Raw genomic sequence first — 22,101 nt, forward strand, 5'->3', positions numbered from 1 at the left:
AGGTGCTTTAATTGCTGTAGGTGGATCAAAGAAGCAGAGTGACTGGGGCACCCGACATGGAGTGCATGCATACCCATTCCGCTCTGCTTCTCCATCTGTTTTGATCTTTGAAAACTAAATAGGATTTCAAGAGAGGAAAGTTTGGAGGGGACAGGTGAATAAAGTGTCCCGACGGCAATGGTCTGCCGCGAGCGATCGTAGGCAGGATAACAGAGTGGAGGACGGCTCCTAACGGCACCCGGTGGTAATCCAGTCGACCATCTCTAGGAGTAGTAAAAAAGGGGGAAACACAGGTACGACGGCGCGAGGAATGCTCTCACGAAGCAGGGGGCGCGTGCAGTTTGGGCCATTACGATAACCCATCCGGATAAATCTCACTGAGATTGGACCGCCATTGGTCTGGGGACTTTGTTCATCACTCCCTCCCAGCTTTTCTCTCTCATTACAAATAGCATCGAACCTTTCGCTTCCTCCGCCTCCTTTTTCGATGCGGCGGGGGCGAAGGGATAAACAAATCAATTTATGGATCAAGAAAAGAAATACACAGAGAAGGAGGACACCGAAACATTCACTAGCGGAGTGATGTTCGGCGTCTTTTTGACAATCTTCTTCGAGTTAGCAATCTTCTTCATCACCCACGTATGAAGCACTACACCTACAACAACGTGAGATATTCCAAGTTCAGCGACCGTGGCCGAGCCATCCATCTCTTCGAGATCGTGGAGCGCGCCGTCAACAGCATCAAACTGTGGAGCATCGCAGCAGCAATGGGACTGATCAGTCTCAGTATTCCAACTCTTAGGTATGCCTAACGTAGAACGGCCAGAGCCCTTCACAGCAAGATCGGAAAACTGCCCAGACCACTGGAGCAACATCATGATCCACGGCTACTGCCCGGATCACGACGAAAGAGCTGCAGACGAGCTCGCGCTGGCGATCGTGTCAGCGAGCCACGACTTACAAGGTAACCAACAATGATATGTCTACCGACGTCTTAGAAATTAAGAACGAGATCAACAAACAACTCGCAGACAAAGAAACGCTACCCGCATTACTAGCCACGACTTTCAAGGGGCTCGACGCGCCGACGGCAAAGCGCGCAATCCTCGAAGGAATGCTCCGCAACTTCAAATTTGAAGACTTCCTTCAAAAGAACATCTACGCCATCCCGTTTAGCGGCGGCTATAGCCTCGTCACATCTATCGATTACGCCCGCAAGCTCGGCATGAGAAGCGGCGTTGTCGGGAAGTCCGCGCCTACTTACGAGATGGACGGCAATAAAATCCTGTCATGCAGCGTCACGATCAAGCGCAAGGTTGGCGAGCACATCGGTGATTACACCGCAACCGTCTTCTTCACGGAATACACCACTGGCCGCAACCTCTGGACAAGCAAGCCCCGCACCATGATCGCAAAGGTCGCTGAGATGCATGCGCTCCGAATGGCGTGTCCGGAGGAGATGGCGCAGATGTACGTCGAAGAAGAAAGGCAGTCCGAAATAATCAAAACGGATGTAGTCGATCTCACTGACTACGAAGCGAAGCTCCGTGCCGTAAAGACACTCGACGAGCTCAAAACTGTCTGGGCCAACATCCCCATACAGGCCAAGAAATCATTAGAAGCAGTAAAGGAAGAACTCAAAACGAAATATGCAAACGCTTAAGTTTGAGAGCCGCGAAGAGTGGCTCGCAGCACGCCGGGGCAAGATTACCGGATCGCGCCTCAAGGACATCATCGTCAAGCGCGGCACGGGCAAGAAGATCGGCTTCTACGAGCTGATTGCCGAGCGCCTGGGCGTCCCGGCAGACGAGGAAAACCCGATGGACAGGGGCTCCAGGCTCGAAGCGGAGGCCGTGGAGAGGTTCGTCAATGAGACCGGCAAGAAAGTAGACACCAGCCTCGTAATTTGGACCCGTGACGACAATGAGAGCATCGCGGTATCACCGGATGGCTTCATTGGAAAGACCGAGGCTGTAGAGGCAAAATGCCTCGCATCAGCGCGTCATATCGAAGCCTTCCTGACGAAAGCCGTACCCTCTGAGTACGAGATGCAAGTGCTTCAATATTTCATCGTCAATGACAAATTGAAAACGCTGCATATGGTCTTTTTTGACCCGCGCATCCTCGTCAAAGACTATTTCGTCATCGAGGTAAAGCGCGAAACTCTAAAGGAGCAGATTGACGAATATCTCACGTACCAAGCCGACATTATCAAGGAGGTGAACGACATCGTTAATCAGCTCACATTCTAAATATGGCAAAAGACGCAAACGAAATCGGTGCACTCTGGATTAAGAACGGCGCTAAAGGCCAGTTTATGACCGGCCACATCACCGTCAATGGCGAGCAGATAAAAATCGTCTGTTTCACGAATGGCTACAAGAAAGAAGAGAGGCATCCCGATTGGCGCGTGCTCATTTCGAAGCCTAAGGACGACACGGAGGAGCGACAAGGGCACGAACGACATGAAGCACAAACGACCAACTCAGGAATCGAGTACCCGAAGGACGACATCAACCCGGACGACATTCCCTTCTAGCGTATGTTTCGCGCTGTCATCAAAGACGGAAAGCTATCACTCGGTCCGGCTCTCACAAAGAAATTCCAGGAATTCCTCGCAGCACACGAAGGCCGCCACGTCACCATTGAGCTCGAAAAGCGCACCCGGTCAATCACTCAGAACAATTACTATTGGGTCTACTTACATGTGATCGAGCGCGAGACCGGCGAGAACGCCGACGACCTCCACGAATTCTTCAAGCGCAAGTTTCTTCCCCCTGTATTCAAAACGATCCGGGGGGAGGAGATACGTCTGCCGCGCAGCACCACCGGGCTGGGCAAGGTAGAATTCGGAGAATACCTGGAGAAAATCTGCGCTATGACCGAAGTACTATTACCAGACCCGCAGGCAGCGGGATATTTGCCTCACTAAACATGGCAACAAAAACCAAGAAAGCCTATCAGCCAAAATGGTGCGCAATGTGCAGCCCGCACGAGCCGTTCAACTCTGTCGAGGCACTCGCGCGACACATGAAGGAGGAACATCAAGGCCGACTTTTCCCCACATCCACAGGTTTATCCCCAGATCAGCATGAGACCTAAATCTCAGTTGGAGCGGGTGCGCGGTCGGCTTCTCGCGTTTGGAAAAATCTCACGGAACGAATGTCTCGGACTCGCAAAGCCGCCGATCACCAGATTAGCCAGTCGCATCCGCGACCTCGAAACTAAGGATCAATACGAGTTTCGCGAGGAGGATACTGGACGAGACTACATCTATCACCTCGTCAGCATCAACGGCGTCTCGTACGTCAGGCCAGAGGACCGCGCCCAGGTGCTCAAGGACAATGATGCAGCGCTGGCGTACTTCGAGAATTATCAGCCAGGAATAGCAAAGGTATGAAAAAAGGATACGCGATACGTTTATCAGAAGGCGATGGGTATATGACGATGGGGTGCCGCACGAAGGAAGAGGCGCTTGCTGCGTTTAAAGAAGCAATCGAAGACGAATTAGGAGAAGACCCCCGCGTAGCAACAATCGAAGAAATCAAGGAGATGCGGTACTACAAGCACAGACAATGCGAAATGTTCACTATCGGAGACAATGACTCGTGTGTCGAGTGCACAGAGCCGCACATGTCATCGGGACGGAGAACATTCACTATTTTTGTATGACCGAACTCCGCGACATCTCCAACTGGTGGCCCAATCCAAAAAACTACCGCAGAACGGTACGAGACTCCGCCTTCGATTCCGGCACTCTCGTAAAGGTGGGAAAAAGATGGAAGCTCGTCGGTCCCTCCAATGACACACCCATCACTCTGAAAGATCGCTGCTGCTACGTCGTGCCTGGTAATACAGGCAAGGTGTGCGGCGCTGATGCTACGGGGAGGATGCTCATAACAACAGATGAGATCAGCCAGGTGCTATCAACCCCTACAGAGCCTAGTTACATACAGAAATCACTACCGCTCTGCGAGCAGCACAGAGAGATTGTCGACGACAACTACAAAGGGGTGAGATAAACGTGTGCGGCACGAACAGGGGGTGACGATGCGGCTCGGGGCGTTCTTCATTGTGTGGCTGGGATTCATTGGGGCAGCAAATGCTGCTCCCATCACATTGGTCTGTAATGGAAGCATGACGGCCGAGGGCAATCAGATCCCTATAAATGGAGAAACAGCCATCTTGGATATAGAGCTCAATTCATTCAAGCCACCGCTGTATACCGATCATCCGCTCATTCGCGTTGAAGCGAACAATATTTCGTTTGGTTTTGAGTCAGACAAATACTCTACGGCGGGGACCCTCGATCGCGTGTCCGGCAGCTTGGGGATGACCGTGATGACACCTGAAGAGCGAAAGAAATTGAAAGCGGGCGGCACGGCTCATTTCCTCTCCTGGATGACTGCGAAGTGTGTGCCGGCACAACGGATGTTTTAGTCCGTTAAGGGCTTACTAAGTTTTCGGCCATTGAACTGCCGTAAACATCATCTACATAGAAGATGAATACCGAAATACGTGCAGTGTGTTGGGGACCACGGAGCACTCAACAAAAAACCCCAGCTACTGGCCTAGTGTGCGAAGGCACGTACCGTAAGGGACCCTCGTACATAAGAGATGGAGAGACACGTGACAGTGTTGCTCACTCTCGAAGCCAGCCAGCCCTGCGGTAAGACCTATCGTCTCGGCTTCGCGTGCAATCTGCACATGGCGTCGATCATAGCCTTACTATCTCGGCTGTTCTAAAAGAGAAGGCCCTCAGAAATGAGGGCCTTTTTCTTTTCAAAAGCCCATCTCACTCCGCTTATCGCGACCTGATCCGACCACCGGGGCGGGCGCTTCGCCGCGTCTGCACGGTTCGGCAGAGCAACGGAGGGGCGTACGCTGTCGCTAGATTCGACATCACACCGAGGGAACAGCGATTCGCCGAAACCGCACCCGAATGGGTGGATAACCCTGTGAACAACGTGGATAACCCGGACAAACCCGAATCACGGTAGTTTCACGTGAAACTCTCATGAAACTTTCTCTGCATAAAAAATGGCGGTAAACCAAAGGCTTACTTGATGGTCTGCAACATGAACGAAAAAAGGCGTGCGGGAACGCATCGACGCTATTGCGGAACTTGGCAACCTACCGTATATCCGTTGGAACCTCTGGAGGCGGATTCGCCATGAGCAAGACGGTAGACCAGGCAATTGATGAGATCGTCGCCGAGATCGGCCAGCTCGAGGGCCAGATCCGCGAGAAGAAGAAGGTCGTGAACACGCTGTGCGTCGTCGCTGAGCGGGATGAGTTATTCCCATTCGACGTACTGCCTGACGACGCGGTCCCGAGCCGTATTCGCCCTGACCAGTTCTATGGGCAGCCGCTTGCAACGGCGGTGCGCACCATCCTGGAGATGCGTAAGCAGCAGAACCTCGGCGCCGCGACGATCAATGAAATATTCGAGGCGCTCACCCAGGGCGGCTACACCTTCAACACCAAGACTGACGACGTCGCGCGTCAGTCGCTCCGCAACTCGCTCTCGAAGAATACCGTCACATTCCACAAGCTTCCTAACGGCCGCTTCGGGATGCTGAGCTGGTATCCGAACGCCAAGCCTACGAGGGCGACTGTCCAGTTCGCAGGCGGCGGTCCAGGAATTCCGATAACGCTTATAGAAGAAGAAACAGAAACGGCGACCGAAGAATCGGCCGCCGAGGATATGTTTAAGTAGTTTCTAGTCACCGCCGTCGGGCATCGGTCCGTCAAAACAGAACCCGTCGGCACTGTTCAACCCCATGACCCTCACGAGGGAGAGCTAGGAGTATCCCAATGTGGCAAGCCGTCAGAAGATAGACTGCCCGCCGGCATCGGGGCGAAAGCCTCGGTGCTTGCGGGATATGTAGTCGACCAAACTCAATCTGTCCACTATCCCGAGGATTACAAATGTCTAAGAAGCAATCGTCGAGCAAGCTCTCGACACTCGCGTCCAAGGTGCTCAGCGGCGATAAGAAGCCGACGATCACCGAGGCCAAGAAGCTGGCAGCTTCCGTATTGTCGCAGGACGAGACGAAGGGTCAGCGCAAGTAAGGAACGGTGCCGGTGGCGACACCGGCATCACCTTTTGTTCTGACGGAAGTTCCAGAGAGATTTGCAGGAACTTCGTGCAACGCGATGGATTTCTCCTTTTCGGTACGGAAACAGGAGATGCCCATGAAACGTCTAGTACTACTAGCTGCAGTGTGCGCGCTTGCCACGCCCGCACTTGCGGATGAAGTCGGCGTCGGTGTTGGCGTCGGCCCAGGTGGCGCTGGCGTGACCGTTGGTCAAAGTCCCGGCTACGATCGTGACCGTGTTCGTGAGCGCGAGACCGTAGTCAAGGAGCGCGAACCTACCGACCGCACGACCGTCATCAAGAAAGAACATGATGACGGTACCCGCAGCAAGACCATCGTCAAAGAAAGAGAATAATGAGAAAGGCCCCGGAGAAATCCGGGGCCTTTTCATGGTACGGACTGCAAACACACCCATCCATATTACGTGATGGACTTTGACCATCGGCCTGAAGTGGTAAAGCTTTACGAGCCGAACCGTTTGCATCTCGTCGGCAGTCTCCAAACGGCTATCGACGAACTTGCGAAATGCGATTTGGTTTGCTCTAACTGTCACCGCATTCGCACGCATCAACGACGTGCCAAAACGGTGCCTAACGAAAAACAAGAAGCAGCCTAAGCCTTTGATATCATTGATCCGGTCCCGTAGCTCAGCCGGATAGAGCGACGGTTTCCTAAACCGTAGGTCGGAAGTTCGAGTCTTCCCGGGATCGCCATTTTCTCGAGAGCTAAGCGCCGCGACGGCCGCGGTACTGGTCGCCCCTCCAATTACTTTCTATCGTGACGTGTGTCGATCGCCGGCTAGGATATGGCGGGTGCAGGGGGGCGTTCGCATGGCGGATTCGTGGTTCTACGCGGAAGGTGGGCAGAAACGCGGTCCGATGCCGATATCGGAGCTCCTTCCGCTACTGGCTCGCATCGCAGATTCACCGCGCGTGTTGGTCTGGCGGGAGGGCTGGGAGAGCTGGAAGCCGGTCGCGGAGGTGCGTGAGATCACGGAGCACCTCTTTCGAACGCAGTCGCCGATGCCGGCACCGCAACCGGTCAACGCCACGCGGGAGCCGTCCGTTCCCGCAGAAGACGCTGCTGCCTTCAAGAACGTCCAACCCGAGATGACCGGCATCAGCGGTTGGCTCGCGCTACTCGCGTTCGGCCAAGTGATGGGCATTCTGCGCCTGATCTTCAACGTCGGACAATACGTGCAGTCGATCACCGACGAAACCTGGACTTACTTTCCGACGGTGATCTGGAGCGAAATGCTGATAAATGCCGCCATGATAGGCTTCTCGGTCTGGACAACGGTGCTCCTGTTCAGACACTCCCACAGATTTCCCGCCTTTTTCATCGTGCAAATGATCTGCGCTGTGCTGATGCCGCTCGTCGATCTCCTCTGCGTCGCATCGTTTTTTTCCGCCGCGCTGAACCGACCTTTCAGCGATTTTTTCATCATTGAAACGCGACAGGTCGGACAGGCGGTTGTCCGTGTGACGAGTGCCGCGGTTTGGATAACGTACGTGCTTCGCTCCCGCAGAGTCGCGAATACGTTCACGAAATAAGTCGCGTTTGTGGTCCGCTTTGCGTCGGGCCTGATCCCGACCGCGATGCTGAGCTCGATGTTCGGCCGCATGATGCCGGATGCACTGGAGCGGCTGAAGGACCAGGCGCCGCGCGCAGATCGCAAGTCCAACGGGCACTGATCGCGGCCGATTTGCTTCGGCGGCGCGAAAATTGCTACAGGGGTGATCAAGCTGGAACTCTGCCTTCCAGCCTGGTTTGTTTCCCGCCTCGCTGCCATATCCGGAGACGACAATGCCCTTCGACTTGATCCTGCGCGGCGGCCGTGTGGTCGACCCGTCCCAGAAGCTCGACGCCGTGACCGATGTCGCCTTTTCCGGCGGCAAGGTCGCTGCGATCGGCACCGGGCTCAAGGCAGATCCGGGCACTGACGTGCGCGATGTCTCGCGGTTCATCGTGACTCCGGGGCTGATCGATCTCCACACCCATGTCTATTGGGGCGGCACGTCGCTCGGCATCGACGCCGAGGAATTCTGCCGCCTCTCCGGCGTCACCACCGCGGTCGATACCGGCAGCGCGGGGCCCGGCAATTTCGCGGGCTTCCGCAAGCATGTGATCGAGCCGAGCCAGGTTCGCATTCTCGCTTATCTGCACGTCTCGCATGCCGGCATTTTCGGCTTCTCGCACCGGATCATGGTCGGCGAGAGCGAGGAGCTGCGGCTGATGAATCCGATCGAGGCGGCCAAGGTGGCCGATGCCAACCGCGATCTCATCGTCGGCATCAAGGTCCGCGTGGGGCTGCATTCCTCGGGCACGTCGGGCGTCGTGCCGCTCGACATCGCGCTCGAGGTCGCGAACGAAGTCGGCATGCCCCTGATGGCGCATATCGATCATCCGCCGCCGAGCTACGAGGAGGTGCTGGCGCGTCTGCGCCCCGGCGACGTGCTCACCCATGCGTTCCGGCCCTTCCCCAACACGCCCGCGACCGCGCAGGGCACGGTGAAGCGGGCGGTGCTCGACGCCCGCGAGCGCGGCGTGCTGTTCGACATCGGGCACGGCAAGGGCTCGTTCGCGTTCAAGACTGCGCGCGCCATGCTCGCCAACGGCTTCTATCCGGACACCATCTCGTCCGACATTCATCAACTCTGCATCGACGGCCCGGCCTTCGACCAGGTGACGACCCTCTCGAAATTCCTGTGCATGGGCATGCCGCTGTCCGACGTCATCGCAACCTCGACCGTCAACGCGGCGATGGCGCTGCGGCGCCCCGAGCTCGGCAGCCTCAAGCCGGGCAGCGTCGGCGACGCCACGCTGATCTCGGTGAGGGAAGGCCAGTTCGACTATGAGGACGTCGTCGGCGAGCACCTGATCGGTGACCGCAAGATCGTGTCTGAAGGCGTCGTGATCGGCGGCCGCTGGTGGCATCCGAATTGAGCGGCGCTAGCCCCGCTCGCGATAGAATTGCAGCAGCCGCGCGCCTGCCGGAGAAAGCCAGTCGGGCGCACCGGCGATGTAGCCCTCGACGTGACCGCTCGTTCCAACGAGATAGGTGATGGGCATGCCGACGAGGGAGAACATCGCGGTCGACGCTTCGGCCGCCGCGCCATAGGCGTCGACATAGCAAGCGAGGTTCTGCACGGCGAGGCCGCCGAGGAAGGTGCGGATCTTGCGCAGGTCTTTGGTATCCGTGCAGATCGCGACAACATCGAGCCGGTCCGACCGTGATCCCGCGAGACTTGCGAGCACAGGCAGATCGAGCCGGCAGGCCGCGCACCAGGTGGCCCAGAAATTGACGAGGGTGATGCGGCCCGGCTTCGCGCTCAACGCGACCTCCTTCCCGCCAATGTCTTGAAGCCTGAGCATTGGCATCGACGCGCGCGGCCGCACCAGCGTGAACTGACTGCGGCCGGCCTCGAACACCGGCGGCCAGTCTTCCTGCGCATGGGCCGCGCGGAAGGAGGCAACAAGCGCCGGCGCGGCCATCATGATCGATCGCCGCGACGGCAATGGACCGCTTTCGCGCGCGGTCTCACGCATGAATGTAGGCCCAGCCCTTGAGTTGCAGATCGACCACGCGGCCGATGCCGAACGGCACGAGGCTGGCACCTGCTATCAGCGGAATCGGGACCTGCTCCTTGGCTTCGGCGATCGCTTTTGACGATGCGCACATGCTGTAGGCGAGGTTGGGCAGCGACTGCCGCAGCGCCGCGAGCGGCTCGACCAGCGGACTCCTGTCCGCCCGAAAGACGTCGATGCCCTTACCATTGGCGACGACCTCGATCAGCAATCGCGCGCCCCTGTCCGCAAAGTGCTTCGAGAGGTTGGCCGAGTAGCTGATCGCGTGTCCCATGACATAGGGCTCGTTGCTGTCGATCAGGATCACGACGCCGTCGGCGAGACGATCCTCCTTGGCCGCGGCGGTGCCGCCGGCCGTGAGGATCGCGGTGCCGGCGAGCAGGCCCCTGCGGGACCATCCGTTGGCAGAAATCATGGCTGCGGCGTTCAGCTGTTCAGAACTGACGCGGCGCGATCGGCGCCTTGCGGTCGCGCCCCCACAGCACGAACAGGCTGAGCGCGAGCAGAACGACGTTGAGCGGCGTGACCGGCGCCTCGCCGCGCGAGATGTGGAAGACGAGCGCCAACACCTGCAACATGGAGCAGCCCAGTGCAGCCAACACCGTCAGCCGGGGCAGGACCCGCGTCAGCGCCGGCAGCAGGATGCCGATTCCGCCGGCGAGATCGACCAGCCCGATGAACCGGACGAACGTTGCGGAATACTGGCCGGCCCAGGGCATCATCGCGGCAAGCTCTGGAATCGGCGTCAGCAGCTTGACCAGCCCGGCCGCGGTGAAAACGAAAAAGAGCAGGGCCTGTGCGACCCAAAGGCCGATACGAATGGCGCGGCCGGGGGAGGCAGTCTCGAAGGCGGTGGTGGACACGGGTGGTTCTCCAAAAAAGGTGACGGTCGCCACCATTTGATAGTTTCCTCATATTTGATCATTATGCGTCCCGGGATTAGTTCATTTCCTGGGTGTTGATGATTTCATGGATTCCTTAGTCAGCATGAGGGTGTTCTGCCTTGTGGCCGAGCTGAAGAGCTTCGCGACCGCGGCGCAGCGCCTGCGCATCTCGCCCGCGATGGCGAGCAAGCATGTGATGCAGCTCGAGAAGCGGCTGGGCACGCGGCTGCTCAACCGCACCAGTCGGCGCGTCAGCCTGAGCGAAAGCGGAGCGCTCTATTTCGAGCAGGCGCGGCAGATGCTGGACTCCCTCGACGAGGTCGAAGCCGCCGTCAGCAATGCGACGGTCGTTCCGCGCGGCACGCTGCGGCTGACCGCGCCGGTGTGGATGGCGAACACGATCTTCGCGGGCGTGCTGGCGGACTACCAGGCGCGCTATCCCGAAGTGCGCCTAGACGTCGATCTCAGCGGACGGATGGTCAATCTGGTCGAGGAGGGATTCGATCTCGCCCTTCGCGCGACCGCCGCGCCCGACGAGGCGCTGATCGCGCGGCCCATCACCAAGGTTGCGTTCCATATGGTCGGCGCGCCCGCTTATCTCGATCGCGCGGGGCGCCCGACCAAACTTGCCGATCTCGCCGGCCAGGCGATGCTGCACTACGCGCTGTACCCGGGTGAAACCTTCTCCTTCGAGGGCGAGCACGGCACCGAGACCGTTAAGCTCAATCCGGTCCTGCGCAGCGGCAATGAAACGCTGCTGCACATGGCGGCGCTCGAAGGCATGGGCCTCGCCTTCCTGCCGAAATGGCTGGTCGCGGAGGATATCACCGCCGGCCGCCTCGAGCACGTCATGCCCGGGCAGGTCCTGTTCGAGGGCAAGCTATTCGCGGTCTATCCCAGCCGCAAATACCTTTCTGCCAAGGTCCGGACGTTCATCGACTTCGTCGCGGCCGACAAGCGGATGAGATAGCCGGCTATAGCGAGCTGATTAGAGCGACCTCGCGATCAACAGCTTCATGATCTCGTTCGTGCCGCCATAGATCTTCTGGATGCGGGAATCGATGAAGATGCGCGAGATCGGATATTCCTGCATGTAGCCGTAGCCGCCGAACAGCTGGAGGCATTCGTCGGCGGTCTCGACCTGCTTCTCCGAGCACCAGTATTTCGCCATCGACGCCGTGACGGTGTCGAGGTCCTTGGCGACCAGCCGCTCGACGCACCAGTCGACGAAGACGCGGGCGATCATCGCTTCGGTCTTGCGCTCGGCGAGCTTGAAGGCGGTGTTCTGGAAATCCATCAGTGGCTTGCCGAAAGCCTTTCGTTCCTTGGTGTAGTCGACGGTGAGTCTTATCGCACGCTCCATCGCGGCGACCGCGCCGACCGCGAGCGCGAGGCGCTCCTGCGGCAGTTGCTGCATCAACTGCACGAAGCCCTGGCCTTCCTCGCCGCCGAGCAAATTGTCCGGCGGAACCGCGACGTTGTCGAAAAACAGCTCGGACGTGTCGGAGGCATGCAGGCCGATCTTGTCGAGGTTGCGCCCGCGCTTGTATCCATCCGCGCCTGAGGTTTCGACCACGATCAGCGAAATGCCCTTGGCGCCGACATCGCCGGTGCGTGCGACCACGATGACGAGATCGGCGGCCTGGCCGTTGGTGATGAAAGTCTTCTGTCCGTTGATGACGTAGGAATTGCCCTGCTTCCTGGCCGTGGTCTTGACGGCCTGCAAATCCGAGCCGGTGCCGGGCTCGGTCATGGCGATGGCACCGACCATCTCGCCCGAGGCCATCTTCGGCAGCCAGCGCTTCTTCTGCTCCTCGGAGCCGTAATTGAGGATGTAGTGCGCGACGATGGCGCTGTGCACGGAGACGCCGGTCGTCAGCTCCGGCACCGTGCTTTCGAGGTCGTCGAGCACGGCGGCATCATAGGCGAAGGTCGCGCCGAGGCCGCCATATTCCTCCGGCACGCTCGCCAGCAGCGCGCCCATCTCGCCGAGCCCGCGCCAGGCAAAGCGGTCGACCATCTTCTGCTCGCGCCATTTTTCGGCGTGCGGGGCGAGATCCTTGGCAAGATACTTCCGGAACTGATCGCGGAAGATTTCGAGCTCTTCGGTCATCCAGGAGGAGCGGTAGGACATGGTCACCTCGGTCAATGCGGCTTGCCGGCTTGGTAGGCCAGCCTTTGGCGGCAATTATTGTGTTTTCAGGCTGCGCCGGTGACGCTACCAAGGCGACCGGAAACGCGTCTGTTGGGATGGTTGATTGTGGCTGTCAAAACTCAAGAGCTCAAGCTCGACATCGCGCGCATCGGCACGGTCTCTGCGATCCTGACGCAGCCGGACAATGCGCGCGCCTGTTATGTGCTGGCCCATGGTGCCGGTGCAGGGATGCGGCACGCATCGATGGACAAGATTGCGGGGGGGCTCGCTGCTCGCGGCATCGCGACGTTCCGCTTCAATTTTCCCTACATGGAAAACAAACAGGGTCGTCCCGACCAGCCGGCGGTCGCCCACGCCACGATCCGTGCGGCAGTCGAGGAAGCCGCGCGGCTCTGCCCCGGTGTGATGCTCGTTGCGGGCGGAAAATCGTTTGGTGGGCGCATGACCTCGCAGGCGCAGTCCAAAGCTCCGCTGCCTCATGTCAAAGGGCTCGCCTTCCTCGGCTTTCCCCTGCACGCCGACAAGAAGCCATCGACCGAGCGTGCCGAGCACCTCGCCCGTATCGAGATCCCGATGCTGTTCCTGCAAGGCACCCGCGATGGGCTCGCCGATCTCGGCCTCCTCAAGCCCGTCATCGCCGCTCTTGCCCCGAAGGCGACGCTGCACGAGATCGAGGGCGGCGATCACTCCTTCGCGGTGCTGAAAAAGTCCGGTCGCAGCAACGAAGAGGCGCTTGCGGAGGTGCTCGACACGCTCGCGGACTGGATCGACAAGCTCGCCTGAAATCTCACGCCGAATATAGCCCCTTGTCGCGCGCCTTCTGGATCGCGAGCGCGGCAATGAGATCGAGGGTCGGCGTCGACAGGCCGGCGGTGCGCGCGAAGGCTTGGGGCGCCTTCACCAGGACGTCGATCTCCATGGCGCGGCCGAGCTCGTAGTCTTGCAGCAGCGACGGCTTGTGATTGGGCGCGGGACCACTGCGGCTCACGCGCTTGACCTCGGGGATGAAGTGCTGGGCGATCTCGTTGGCCTCGTTCAGCATCCGCGGGATGACCTCGGCGAATGCAGGATCGTCGCGCACGCCGCGCGCGGTCTGGCCGGTGAGCAGGCACAGCACCGACAACGACATGTTGGTCAGCAGCTTTGACCAGATCGCCTCGCGGATCTCGGCAACCGGCGGCGATTCCAGCCGCGCGTCGGTGAAGACACCGCGCAGCGTCGTGATGCGCTCGCAATTGCGGTCGTCGCATTCGCCGATCAGCAGGCGGTTGCGGTCCGGCGTCAGGTTCTGCACCACGCCAGGCGCGATCACCTCGTTGGAGGAGAAGACCACGCCGCCGACGATCCGCTCCTTCGGGATGCAGGCGCGCAAGCGCCCGCCCGGGTCGAGAAAGGAAATGTCCGGCGGGGTCGGGTGTCGCGGCGGCAGGCCGATCCCGTACCACCAGGGAATGCCGTTCTGCGCGAACACGATCGCGGTGTCGTCCTGCAGCAGCGGCTTGAGGCTGGAGACCAGCCCGGTCAACGCGGTTGCCTTCAAGGTGCTGATCACGACGTCCTGGGGGCCGAGTTGGGCCGGATCGCCGGAGGCGTTCACCTTGGCGGAGACCTCGGAATCGCCGACGCGCAGCTTGAGGCCGTTGGCCCGGACCGCCTCCAGGTGCGCGCCGCGCATTACGCACGAGACCTCGTGGCCGGCGCGGGCCAGCCTGACCGCGAGATGGCTGCCGACGGCGCCCGCGCCGAAAATGCAGATGCGCATGTGATGTCCGTCCCTGATCCCTTGATGCCGCCCCGCGACAGCATGACACAAGCCGCCATGCGATGGACGCGGCTGCCCTACGCTCGAAAGATATGGATCAAGGTGCGGAGCCTCGGCCATAGTACGCGCCAAACAAACGAGCGGAGGAACATCGATGACCGACAGCCCCGTCCTGTGGACCCTGGATGCGCGTGGGGTTGCGACCGTCACGTTGAATCGGCCCGAAGTGAACAATGCCTATGACGGTGCATTGATCGCGGGCGTGCTCGCGGCCATGGACGATCTCGGTAGCAAGCCCAACCTTCGCTTGGTCGTGCTCAAGGGCACCGGCAAGCATTTCCAGGCCGGCGCCGACCTCAAATGGATCAACGGCGTGCGGCCGCAATCGACTGATGCGAATGAGGCCGCGTCGCGTGCGACGTTCGAGGCCGTGCAGCGGCTCAACACGCTGGCGATCCCGACGGTCGCGCTGGTGCAGGGCGGCTGCTTTGGCGGCGGCACCGGCGTGATCGCAGCCTGCGACGTCGTGATCGCGGCCGACAACGCCCTGTTCTCGATCACCGAAGTGCGCTGGGGCCTCACGGCGGCGATCATCATCCCGCAGCTCTGCGATGCCATTGGTGTACGGCAAGTCCGCCGCTACGCGCTGACCGGGGAACGTTTCGGCGCCGAGGACGCCCGCCGCATCGGCCTCGTCCACGACGTGGTGCCGCTCGCCGAGCTGGAAGCCGCCGGCGCGAAGGTGGTCGAGCAGTTGCTTGCCAACGGACCTGAAGCGATGGCCGAGACCAAGCGGCTGGCACTGGAGAGCTCGTTCGGCGGAATGGCGGTGGACGATGCCGCCTACGAGCGGCTCGTGCACCTGCATTCGGTCAAGCGCCAGAGTGCGGAAGCCGCGGAGGGGCTGGCGTCGTTCGCGGAGAAGCGCGCGGCGAATTGGAGTGGCGGCAAGGCCTGAGCGCGCCGCTCAGCAGCAACCCGATACGATCTGCATCGTGCACCTTCCCCAAATCCTGCACGCGGGATCGAATCCCCGTAATTCCGCGGGGCCATCCTTAAGAGTTCAATCATTCCCGACCATTATGGTTACGACAATTGTCACGCCATGGTGTCGGATGCACAGAGAAGTTCTGGGATTTTGGAAGGCCGGATCGATCGTCGCGGCGGCAACGCTGCTGGTCCTGCATCCGGTTGCCGCTTCACCTCGGCTGGTCTCTCTGGCGTTCAATTCCCAGTTGGGGAGCCCGCAGCAGATCGGGGCGGATGAGTTTCGCCGGAAGCTGGTGGCATTACCCGGCAACCACATCGTGATCGACCAGCGCGCCACCAATGCAGTCGGTAGCGAGAACGCCATTCTCGCAGCGACGCAGGCCGGCGCCGTCGATATGGCGGTGCTGTCGGGTTCGGTGGTCAGTGCGGTCGTCCCCGAACTCGGCGTGTTCGACATTCCATTCCTGTTTCGCGATACGGCTCACGCCAAGGCCGTGGCGCAAGGTCCGGCCGGCGCCGCAATCGCCGCCAAATTCGGCGACAAGGGGCTGACCTTGCTGGCGATTGGCCGACAGGGCTTCCGCAACGTCACGAATTCCAAGCGGCCTGTTCGCAGCCCCGACGATATCAAGGGTCTGAAGATTCGTGTCATCCCGAACCCGATCTATCAGATGACGTTCAAGGCGCTCGGTGCCGAAGTGGTCCCGATGGAATTTCCGCTGGTCTATACCGCGCTCAAGGATGGCCGGCTCGACGGGCAGGAAAATCCGGTGCCGACCATTGCCGGCTCCCGTCTCTATGAAGTCCAGAAATACCTCACATTGACCGGCCACTTCTTCGCGCCGATCGTGTTCATCGCCAACCGTGCCATGTTCGAGCAGCTCACTCCGGCCGACCAGGCAACGCTGATCGCGCAGGCAAAAGCGGGGGCGGAGGCGACATGGCAGGCAAAGCTCGATGCCGCGTCGCTCGAGCAGGTGCGCAGCGGCGGCATGGACGTGATCGAGAAATTCGATCGCCAACCCTTCGTCGATGCGGTCAAGCCGCTCGACCAGGAATTCGAGAAGCGGTTCGGCAAGGATCTGCTCGCCACCATCCGGTCCACTCAGTAAAGATTTCGGGATTCCCATGAAATTATCGCACATGATGTCCCGGGTCGGTGTCCGTCCGCGCGTGTTTGGCGGTTTCGCGTTGGTCCTCAGCTTTCTGGTCCTGCTCGCGGGCTTCGCCGTGGTCCAGGTCGAGCGGATCGGCGGAACGGTCAATGACCTCGTGACCAGCGCGGCTGGCGACGCCGGAATGTCGCAGGCGCGTGCCGCGCTCTTGGAAGCGAACTCGGCGGTCGAGAAATTCATCCGAACCTGGAATGTCGGCGACAAGGATGCCGCAGCCAAGGCGATCGACGGCGTGGGCAAACTGGCCGATCAGGCCGATCGGCAATTCGGCAAGCTGCAAGCGATCGCGGAAGGCATCGGCCCGGTCAAGACGGCGCTGGAAACCTATCGTTCGTCGTTCACCGCAGCGGCGGATGCCGCCGATCGGCTGCGCGCCGCCACCACGAAGACCGACGCCCAGGGCGCGGCCGCTGGCCTCAATGTCAGCGGCATTCAGGTTGCGCTTGCCAATCGCCCGGAAGATGCGGAACGACTTGTCAACCCGATGCGCCTCGCCGGGGTTGTCGACGCGCTGCGCGTCACCGTCATGCGCTATGGGTCCACTTTGTCGACGGGCGATGCCGACGACGCCAGGCAGGCATTGTCCTACGCCCAATTGGCGATCGCGGACACCGAGGCTGAGCTGGCGACGGCGGACGCCCCCAAATTGAAGACGCTGGTCGCAGCACTCAAGACCGCGATCGCCGCCGACACGACGGCGCTCGAAGAGGTCATCAAGGTTGCCGCCGATCTGCGCGCCAGGCAGGCCGAATTGAAGAAGGCGAGTGCGGCGATCGACGATCAGGTCAACAAGATCAATGCGAAGCTCGGCACCGTGCGCGCCGAGCAGGGCGACAAGACCTCGGCAGCGGTCGATCAAACCAAACGGACCGTCATCGCGACCGCGGCCGGCGCGCTGCTGCTGGGAGCGGTGCTCGCGTGGCTGATCGGAGCCAGCGTATCCGGCCCGATTCGCGGCATGACGGACCGGATGCAATCGCTGGCGGCGGGCGAGCTCGATGAGCCCATTCCGGGCGGCGAATCGCGCGACGAAATCGGCCGCATGGCGCGTGCCGTCGAGGTGTTCCGCGAAAATGCACTGGCGGTTCGTCGCATGGAAGGCGAGGCCACGGCACAGCGCGAAGCCACCGAGGCCGACCGTGCCCGCATGATGTCTGATCTTGCCGGCCGCTTCGAGCAGGGCATGCAGGGGGTGATCGCCGGTGTCGGTGGCCGGGCCGACGACATGGGGCGTAGCGCCGAGGAGTTGGCAAAGGTCGCCGAGCGCGGTCGCGGGCTCGCCGAAGCGGTCGCGACCCGCGCCGAGCAGGCATCGATGAACGTGCAGACCGTCGCCTCCGCCACCCAGCAGCTCGCGGCCTCGATCCGCGAAATCTCGAGCCAGGTGCACCGCTCCGTCGCGGTCTCGAACCGGGCGACCGACGAGACCAACCGCACCTCCGATTTGATCCATGGGTTGTCGGATGCGGCTGAAAAGATCGGTACCATCATTCAATTGATTCAGGCCATCGCCAGCCAGACCAATCTGCTGGCGCTGAACGCGACCATCGAAGCGGCGCGCGCCGGCGACGCCGGCCGGGGCTTCGCGATCGTCGCCAGCGAGGTCAAGAGTCTCGCGACCCAGACAGCGCAGGCGACCGAGCAGATCGCCAGCCAGATTGCGACGATCCAGAGCGCGACCGGCCAATCGGTCGAGGCGATCAAGCAGTTCGGCACCACCGTCAAGGAAATGGCCGACATCGCCACCGCGATCGCCGCGGCGGTCGAAGAGCAGGGCGCGGCAACGGGCGAAATCGCGCGCAACGTCGAAGAGGCAGCCAACGGCACCACGGCGGTGACGCAGGAAATCGGTCAGGTGCGCGCGGTGGCGGGCGAGACCGACGCCGGTGCCGAAGCCGCTCTTACGGTCGCAGCGGCCCTGAAGCAGCAGGCGGATTCAATGAAGTCGAACGTCGACGATTTCCTCCACACCATCCGCTCGGCGGCCTGAATTCCCGAGAAACCGGCGATGCCGCGGGTGCCAACGAAACGGGCCTCACAGCACCGGCAACAGCGAGCTCTTCAATTCCCGCAATAACGCCTGAACCGCAGCAGCCTGGACCCGTCGCTCGGGAATGCTTGCCTTGACCCATAAATCGGGGATTGGAAAATCCGGCAACACGACCTGCAACGTGCCTTGACGTAGGGCCTCTTCCGCAAGGTAGTGCGAGATGAAGGCGATGCCGTTGCCGGCGATCGCGCTTTTCACGAGCACGTGGCCCTCGTTCGAACTCAACAGCGGCCGGACCTGAACCGTGATACGGTCGCGCGGCCCGTCGAACACCCAGTCCGGACCGGTGGGAAGAAAACTCAGGCAACGATGATCGACCAGATCGCGCGGATGTCGCGGCACGCCGTGCGCCCTGAGATAGGCCGGCGACGCGCACAACAAGCGCTTCAATCGGCATAGGGGCTCGTCGACCACACCGCCGAACGAATGCGGGAACGCGCCGATGGCGATATCGAAGCCTTCCGTCACCGGATCGACGGGACGGTCGATCAGGACGATCTCGAGCTTCAGCTTCGGGTTTTGAGTCTGGAAGGTGCTGAACACATCGGCAAGCCGGGCGATGGTCAGCGATGTCGGTGCCTTGATACGCAAATGATCGATAAGATCATGGCCTTTCTCGCCCATGCGCGACAGGAGATCGCCGACATCGGCGACCACGCTCCGCGCCCTCTGGACATATTCCTGACCCGCCGCGGTCAGCCGCAATTGCCGCGTCGAGCGATGAAACAGCGGCGTGCCGATCCGCGCCTCCAATTGGGTGACCCGCTTTGCGACCACCGAAGTTGCGACGTTGAGCTTTCTTGCCGCGGCGGAAAATCCGGCCGCGTCTGCGGTGGCGAGGAACGCCTGAAGGTTTACCAGGATGTCCATTTTCGGCCTTTCGCGATTCGAGAAAGGTGATCGCTTATTTTGGTAGATTGTAGCCCCACTTGCGTTAATTCATAGTCCGGCCCAAGCAAGAGATTTTCAGGGACGGGACGCGCCATGCAGGCCACCACGATCGAAGAACCGGCGCGCCATGTGCCGCTTTACGGCGAATATGAAGTCGTCGTCCTCGGCGGCGGTCCGGCCGGCATCGTGGCGGCGGCCTCAGCTGCGCGCGCTGGGCGGAAGACGTTGCTGATCGAGCGCTACGGCTTTCTTGGCGGCATGGGCACTGCCGCAGGCGTCACCAATTTCTGCGGCCTGCACGGCAATGTTTACGGCGAGGCCCACCGGCTGGTGCAGGGCATGGCGTCCGAGCTGCTGGCGCGGATCGACCATTTGAACGGCCTCAACGCGCCGCATCTGATCCTCGGCAAGGTCTTCGCCCAGGCCTACGACACCGCCGCCTACAAGATCGCGGCCGACCAGCTGCTCGCCAGCCACAAGGTGCACATCCTTTTCCACGCGCTCGGTGCCGGCGTCGTGATGGGCGATAACAGCCGCATCGATGCGCTGATGGTCGAGACCAAGGCCGGCCGGCAGGCGGTGCGATCGGAGATATTCATCGATTGCTCCGGCGACGGCGATCTCGCGGTCTGGGCCGGCGCGCCGTTCGAATTCGGCGACGAGCACGGTCATCCGATGTATCCCTCGATGATGCTCCGTCTCAACGGCATCGATCCCGCGAAGGCGGGCGATGCCTGGCGCACCATCCCGCAATTGATGGAGCAGGCCACCGCCGCCGGCACCCACACATTCCCGCGCAAGAGCGCGATCGTGCGGCCGCAAAAGTCCGGCATCGAATGGCGGGTGAATTTTACGCAAGTGGCGCGCGAGGACGGCCATGCCATCAACGGCATCGAGCCTGACGATCTCACCCGCGGCGAGATCGAGGGCCGCAAGCAGGCGCTCGCCGCGTTCGAATTCCTGCGCACCGTGCCGGGCTTTGAAAAATCCTACATCGTCGACCTGCCGCCGCAGCTCGGCATCCGCGAAACCCGCCGCATCAATGGCGGCTATCAGCTCAGCGGTGAGGACGTGCTCGGCTGCGCTTCGTTCGAGGATTCCATCGGGGTCAATGGCTGGCCGATCGAGGCCCATGTCCCCGGCGACGTCGTCTTCACCTTCCCGCCGATCCCGGAATCGCGCGGCTATAACGAGCTGCCTTACCGGATGCTGGTGCCCGAAGGCGTCGACAATCTGCTGGTCGCCGGCCGCTGCGCCTCGATGACCCATGAGGGCCAATCCGCGGCCCGGGTCTCCGGTGCCTGTTTCGTGATGGGGGAGGCGGCCGGTTCCGCCGCCGCGCTGGCGCTCTCCGGAAACCGGATCCCGCGTGACATCCCGGTTGAAAAGCTGCAGGAAACGTTGAAACAACAGGGCGCCTTCATCGGACGGGACCAGCACGTGCCCGAGGGCCTGTAACCGACTGCAAGAAATCGACGGCGGAGGAAACGAAATGATCGGGATTGTGCGGCTCGCGCTAGCTGGCCTGATGGCGATCACAGCGATGGGCACGGCCCGAGCCGAGGACGCGCTGAAGGCCAGGATCGGCGTGCTCAGGCTGTCCTCCTCCGCGCCCGTGTTCATCGCGCAGGACAAGGGCTATTTCCGCGAGGCCGGCCTCGACGTCGAGCTGAAATTCTTCGATGCGGCGCAGCCGATCGCGGTGGCCACCACATCCGGCGATATCGATTTCGGCGTCACCGCCTTCACCGCCGGTCTTTACAATCTCGCCGGCAAGGGCGTGCTCAAGGTGATCGGCGGCATGAGCCGCGAGAAGGCCGGCTATCCCCTGATCGGCTATTTCGCCAGCAACAACGCCTATGCGAGCGGTCTGAAGACGCCGAAGGACCTCGCGGGCAAGCGCGTGGCGATGACGCAGGTTGGCTCGTCCTTTCACTATTCGCTCGGCCTGCTTGCCGACAAATACGGCTTCAAGCTTGCCGACGTGAAGATCGTGCCGCTGCAATCGCTGTCGAATGCCGCGGCCGCGCTGAAGGGCGAGACCGTGGATGCAGCGCTGCTGCCGATCTCCACGGCGCGAAAGCTGATGGACGACGGCGGTGCGAAGTTTCTCGGCTGGGTCGGCGACGAGACACCCTGGCAACTGGGCGCGGTGTTCGCTTCACCGAAGACGCTGACCAACAAGGTGCTGGTGACGAAGCTGCTCAGCGCTTTGGCAAAGGCCGACCGCGAATATCACGACGTCATCCTTGCCGCGATGAAGGACGGTATCGCCCCGATCAACGACAAGACAAAGCCACTGCTGGAGATCATCGCAAAATATACCAATTTGCCGGTGGAGCAGGTGGTCGGCAACTGCGCCTATATCGATCCTGACGGCAAGCTGGATGTGAAGAACGTCGACAACCAGATCAAATGGCTCCAGGAGCAGGGTTTTGCCGACAAGGGCTTCGACGCGAACGCGATCATCGCAAAGGACTTTGTGAAGGCGGATTGAGAGTAGAA

The 22,101-nt window shown here is 60.9% G+C and carries 26 protein-coding genes and 1 tRNA gene; 20 read left to right on the plus strand and 7 right to left on the minus strand.

Annotation, left to right across the window (positions count from 1 at the left end):
* Positions 1 to 527: 527 nt before the first annotated feature.
* Entirely contained in the window at positions 528 to 878 is a 351-nt protein-coding gene (locus AC0L30_RS21515) for a hypothetical protein (protein ID WP_473405149.1), read from the minus strand.
* A 101-nt stretch (positions 879 to 979) separates the two neighbouring features.
* Here AC0L30_RS21515 and AC0L30_RS21520 point away from each other — a divergent pair, with 101 nt between their 5' ends.
* The 13 genes from AC0L30_RS21520 to AC0L30_RS21580 all read left to right on the plus strand — a co-directional run bounded on the left by AC0L30_RS21520 (position 980) and on the right by AC0L30_RS21580 (position 9,047).
* Entirely contained in the window at positions 980 to 1,663 is a 684-nt protein-coding gene (locus AC0L30_RS21520) for a recombinase RecT (RefSeq protein WP_473405150.1), read from the plus strand.
* Positions 1,650 to 2,252: a YqaJ viral recombinase family protein gene (locus tag AC0L30_RS21525; protein WP_473405151.1), complete on the plus strand. Its 603-nt coding sequence runs from the start codon at positions 1,650 to 1,652 to the stop codon at positions 2,250 to 2,252. Before AC0L30_RS21520 ends, AC0L30_RS21525 begins: the two co-directional genes overlap by 14 nt.
* Positions 2,253 to 2,254: 2 nt before the next feature.
* Positions 2,255 to 2,539, plus strand: coding sequence for a hypothetical protein (locus tag AC0L30_RS21530; protein WP_473405152.1), 285 nt, complete (start codon positions 2,255 to 2,257; stop codon positions 2,537 to 2,539).
* Between the two features lie 3 nt (positions 2,540 to 2,542).
* The gene (locus tag AC0L30_RS21535; protein ID WP_473405153.1) at positions 2,543 to 2,932 is read left to right on the plus strand and encodes a NinB/YbcN family protein; all 390 of its coding nucleotides are present in this window, start codon (positions 2,543 to 2,545) and stop codon (positions 2,930 to 2,932) included.
* 159 nt (positions 2,933 to 3,091) lie between these two features.
* On the plus strand, positions 3,092 to 3,400 hold the full coding sequence (locus AC0L30_RS21540) for a hypothetical protein (RefSeq protein ID WP_473405154.1): 309 nt from the start codon (positions 3,092 to 3,094) through the stop codon (positions 3,398 to 3,400).
* A gap of 644 nt (positions 3,401 to 4,044) precedes the next feature.
* A complete protein-coding gene (locus tag AC0L30_RS21545; protein ID WP_473405155.1) occupies positions 4,045 to 4,440 on the plus strand; it encodes a hypothetical protein in 396 nt (131 codons plus the stop codon).
* 733 nt (positions 4,441 to 5,173) lie between these two features.
* Positions 5,174 to 5,719: a hypothetical protein gene (locus AC0L30_RS21550; RefSeq protein WP_473405156.1), complete on the plus strand. Its 546-nt coding sequence runs from the start codon at positions 5,174 to 5,176 to the stop codon at positions 5,717 to 5,719.
* Between the two features lie 212 nt (positions 5,720 to 5,931).
* Positions 5,932 to 6,075, plus strand: a complete 144-nt coding sequence (locus AC0L30_RS21555; RefSeq protein WP_473405157.1) for a hypothetical protein — start codon at positions 5,932 to 5,934, stop codon at positions 6,073 to 6,075.
* Between the two features lie 123 nt (positions 6,076 to 6,198).
* Complete coding sequence (locus tag AC0L30_RS21560; protein ID WP_473405158.1) at positions 6,199 to 6,456, plus strand: hypothetical protein; 258 nt, start codon at positions 6,199 to 6,201, stop codon at positions 6,454 to 6,456.
* A gap of 281 nt (positions 6,457 to 6,737) precedes the next feature.
* A tRNA-Arg gene (locus tag AC0L30_RS21565) sits at positions 6,738 to 6,814 on the plus strand.
* A 117-nt stretch (positions 6,815 to 6,931) separates the two neighbouring features.
* The gene (locus AC0L30_RS21570; RefSeq protein WP_473405159.1) at positions 6,932 to 7,654 is read left to right on the plus strand and encodes a DUF2569 family protein; all 723 of its coding nucleotides are present in this window, start codon (positions 6,932 to 6,934) and stop codon (positions 7,652 to 7,654) included.
* 9 nt (positions 7,655 to 7,663) lie between these two features.
* Positions 7,664 to 7,795: a hypothetical protein gene (locus tag AC0L30_RS21575; protein ID WP_473405160.1), complete on the plus strand. Its 132-nt coding sequence runs from the start codon at positions 7,664 to 7,666 to the stop codon at positions 7,793 to 7,795.
* A gap of 112 nt (positions 7,796 to 7,907) precedes the next feature.
* Positions 7,908 to 9,047 (plus strand): amidohydrolase/deacetylase family metallohydrolase, encoded by a 1,140-nt coding sequence (locus AC0L30_RS21580; RefSeq protein WP_473405161.1) that lies wholly within the window; start codon positions 7,908 to 7,910, stop codon positions 9,045 to 9,047.
* A 6-nt stretch (positions 9,048 to 9,053) separates the two neighbouring features.
* Here AC0L30_RS21580 and AC0L30_RS21585 read toward each other — a convergent pair whose 3' ends face one another.
* From AC0L30_RS21585 to AC0L30_RS21595, 3 genes are read right to left on the minus strand one after another with little or no spacing between them, the layout of a single operon-like run.
* Positions 9,054 to 9,650, minus strand: coding sequence for a TlpA family protein disulfide reductase (locus AC0L30_RS21585; protein ID WP_473405162.1), 597 nt, complete (start codon positions 9,648 to 9,650; stop codon positions 9,054 to 9,056).
* Positions 9,643 to 10,104, minus strand: a complete 462-nt coding sequence (locus AC0L30_RS21590) for a DsrE family protein (protein WP_219684545.1) — start codon at positions 10,102 to 10,104, stop codon at positions 9,643 to 9,645. Before AC0L30_RS21590 ends, AC0L30_RS21585 begins: the two co-directional genes overlap by 8 nt.
* 19 nt (positions 10,105 to 10,123) lie before the next feature.
* Positions 10,124 to 10,588, minus strand: a complete 465-nt coding sequence (locus AC0L30_RS21595) for a DoxX family protein (RefSeq protein WP_246649374.1) — start codon at positions 10,586 to 10,588, stop codon at positions 10,124 to 10,126.
* Positions 10,589 to 10,658: 70 nt separating this feature from the next.
* Here AC0L30_RS21595 and AC0L30_RS21600 point away from each other — a divergent pair, with 70 nt between their 5' ends.
* Complete coding sequence (locus AC0L30_RS21600; protein ID WP_219684546.1) at positions 10,659 to 11,543, plus strand: LysR family transcriptional regulator; 885 nt, start codon at positions 10,659 to 10,661, stop codon at positions 11,541 to 11,543.
* 18 nt (positions 11,544 to 11,561) lie between these two features.
* On the opposite strand, the gene AC0L30_RS21605 is transcribed toward AC0L30_RS21600, so the two are convergent.
* The gene (locus tag AC0L30_RS21605; RefSeq protein ID WP_473405163.1) at positions 11,562 to 12,707 is read right to left on the minus strand and encodes an acyl-CoA dehydrogenase family protein; all 1,146 of its coding nucleotides are present in this window, start codon (positions 12,705 to 12,707) and stop codon (positions 11,562 to 11,564) included.
* Positions 12,708 to 12,833: 126 nt separating this feature from the next.
* On the opposite strand from AC0L30_RS21605, the gene AC0L30_RS21610 reads away from it, so the two are divergent.
* Positions 12,834 to 13,511, plus strand: a complete 678-nt coding sequence (locus AC0L30_RS21610; protein ID WP_473405164.1) for an alpha/beta hydrolase family protein — start codon at positions 12,834 to 12,836, stop codon at positions 13,509 to 13,511.
* A gap of 4 nt (positions 13,512 to 13,515) precedes the next feature.
* On the opposite strand, the gene AC0L30_RS21615 is transcribed toward AC0L30_RS21610, so the two are convergent.
* Positions 13,516 to 14,490, minus strand: coding sequence for a ketopantoate reductase family protein (locus AC0L30_RS21615; RefSeq protein WP_219684548.1), 975 nt, complete (start codon positions 14,488 to 14,490; stop codon positions 13,516 to 13,518).
* 154 nt (positions 14,491 to 14,644) lie between these two features.
* Between AC0L30_RS21615 and AC0L30_RS21620 the strand changes: the two genes are divergently transcribed.
* The 3 genes from AC0L30_RS21620 to AC0L30_RS21630 all read left to right on the plus strand — a co-directional run bounded on the left by AC0L30_RS21620 (position 14,645) and on the right by AC0L30_RS21630 (position 18,645).
* Positions 14,645 to 15,448 (plus strand): enoyl-CoA hydratase-related protein, encoded by an 804-nt coding sequence (locus AC0L30_RS21620; protein ID WP_473405165.1) that lies wholly within the window; start codon positions 14,645 to 14,647, stop codon positions 15,446 to 15,448.
* Positions 15,449 to 15,605: 157 nt separating this feature from the next.
* Positions 15,606 to 16,592 (plus strand): TRAP transporter substrate-binding protein, encoded by a 987-nt coding sequence (locus AC0L30_RS21625; RefSeq protein WP_473405166.1) that lies wholly within the window; start codon positions 15,606 to 15,608, stop codon positions 16,590 to 16,592.
* A 16-nt stretch (positions 16,593 to 16,608) separates the two neighbouring features.
* On the plus strand, positions 16,609 to 18,645 hold the full coding sequence (locus AC0L30_RS21630; protein ID WP_473405167.1) for a methyl-accepting chemotaxis protein: 2,037 nt from the start codon (positions 16,609 to 16,611) through the stop codon (positions 18,643 to 18,645).
* A gap of 45 nt (positions 18,646 to 18,690) precedes the next feature.
* Here the strand turns inward: AC0L30_RS21630 and AC0L30_RS21635 are convergent, their stop codons facing one another.
* A complete protein-coding gene (locus AC0L30_RS21635; RefSeq protein ID WP_473405168.1) occupies positions 18,691 to 19,575 on the minus strand; it encodes a LysR family transcriptional regulator in 885 nt (294 codons plus the stop codon).
* A gap of 114 nt (positions 19,576 to 19,689) precedes the next feature.
* On the opposite strand from AC0L30_RS21635, the gene AC0L30_RS21640 reads away from it, so the two are divergent.
* Both AC0L30_RS21640 and AC0L30_RS21645 read left to right on the plus strand, forming a co-directional pair.
* Positions 19,690 to 21,054, plus strand: a complete 1,365-nt coding sequence (locus AC0L30_RS21640) for an FAD-dependent oxidoreductase (protein WP_473405169.1) — start codon at positions 19,690 to 19,692, stop codon at positions 21,052 to 21,054.
* 34 nt (positions 21,055 to 21,088) lie between these two features.
* On the plus strand, positions 21,089 to 22,093 hold the full coding sequence (locus AC0L30_RS21645) for an ABC transporter substrate-binding protein (RefSeq protein ID WP_473405170.1): 1,005 nt from the start codon (positions 21,089 to 21,091) through the stop codon (positions 22,091 to 22,093).
* Positions 22,094 to 22,101: the final 8 nt, after the last annotated feature.

The organism is Bradyrhizobium sp. MI1.11 (assembly GCF_055811255.1).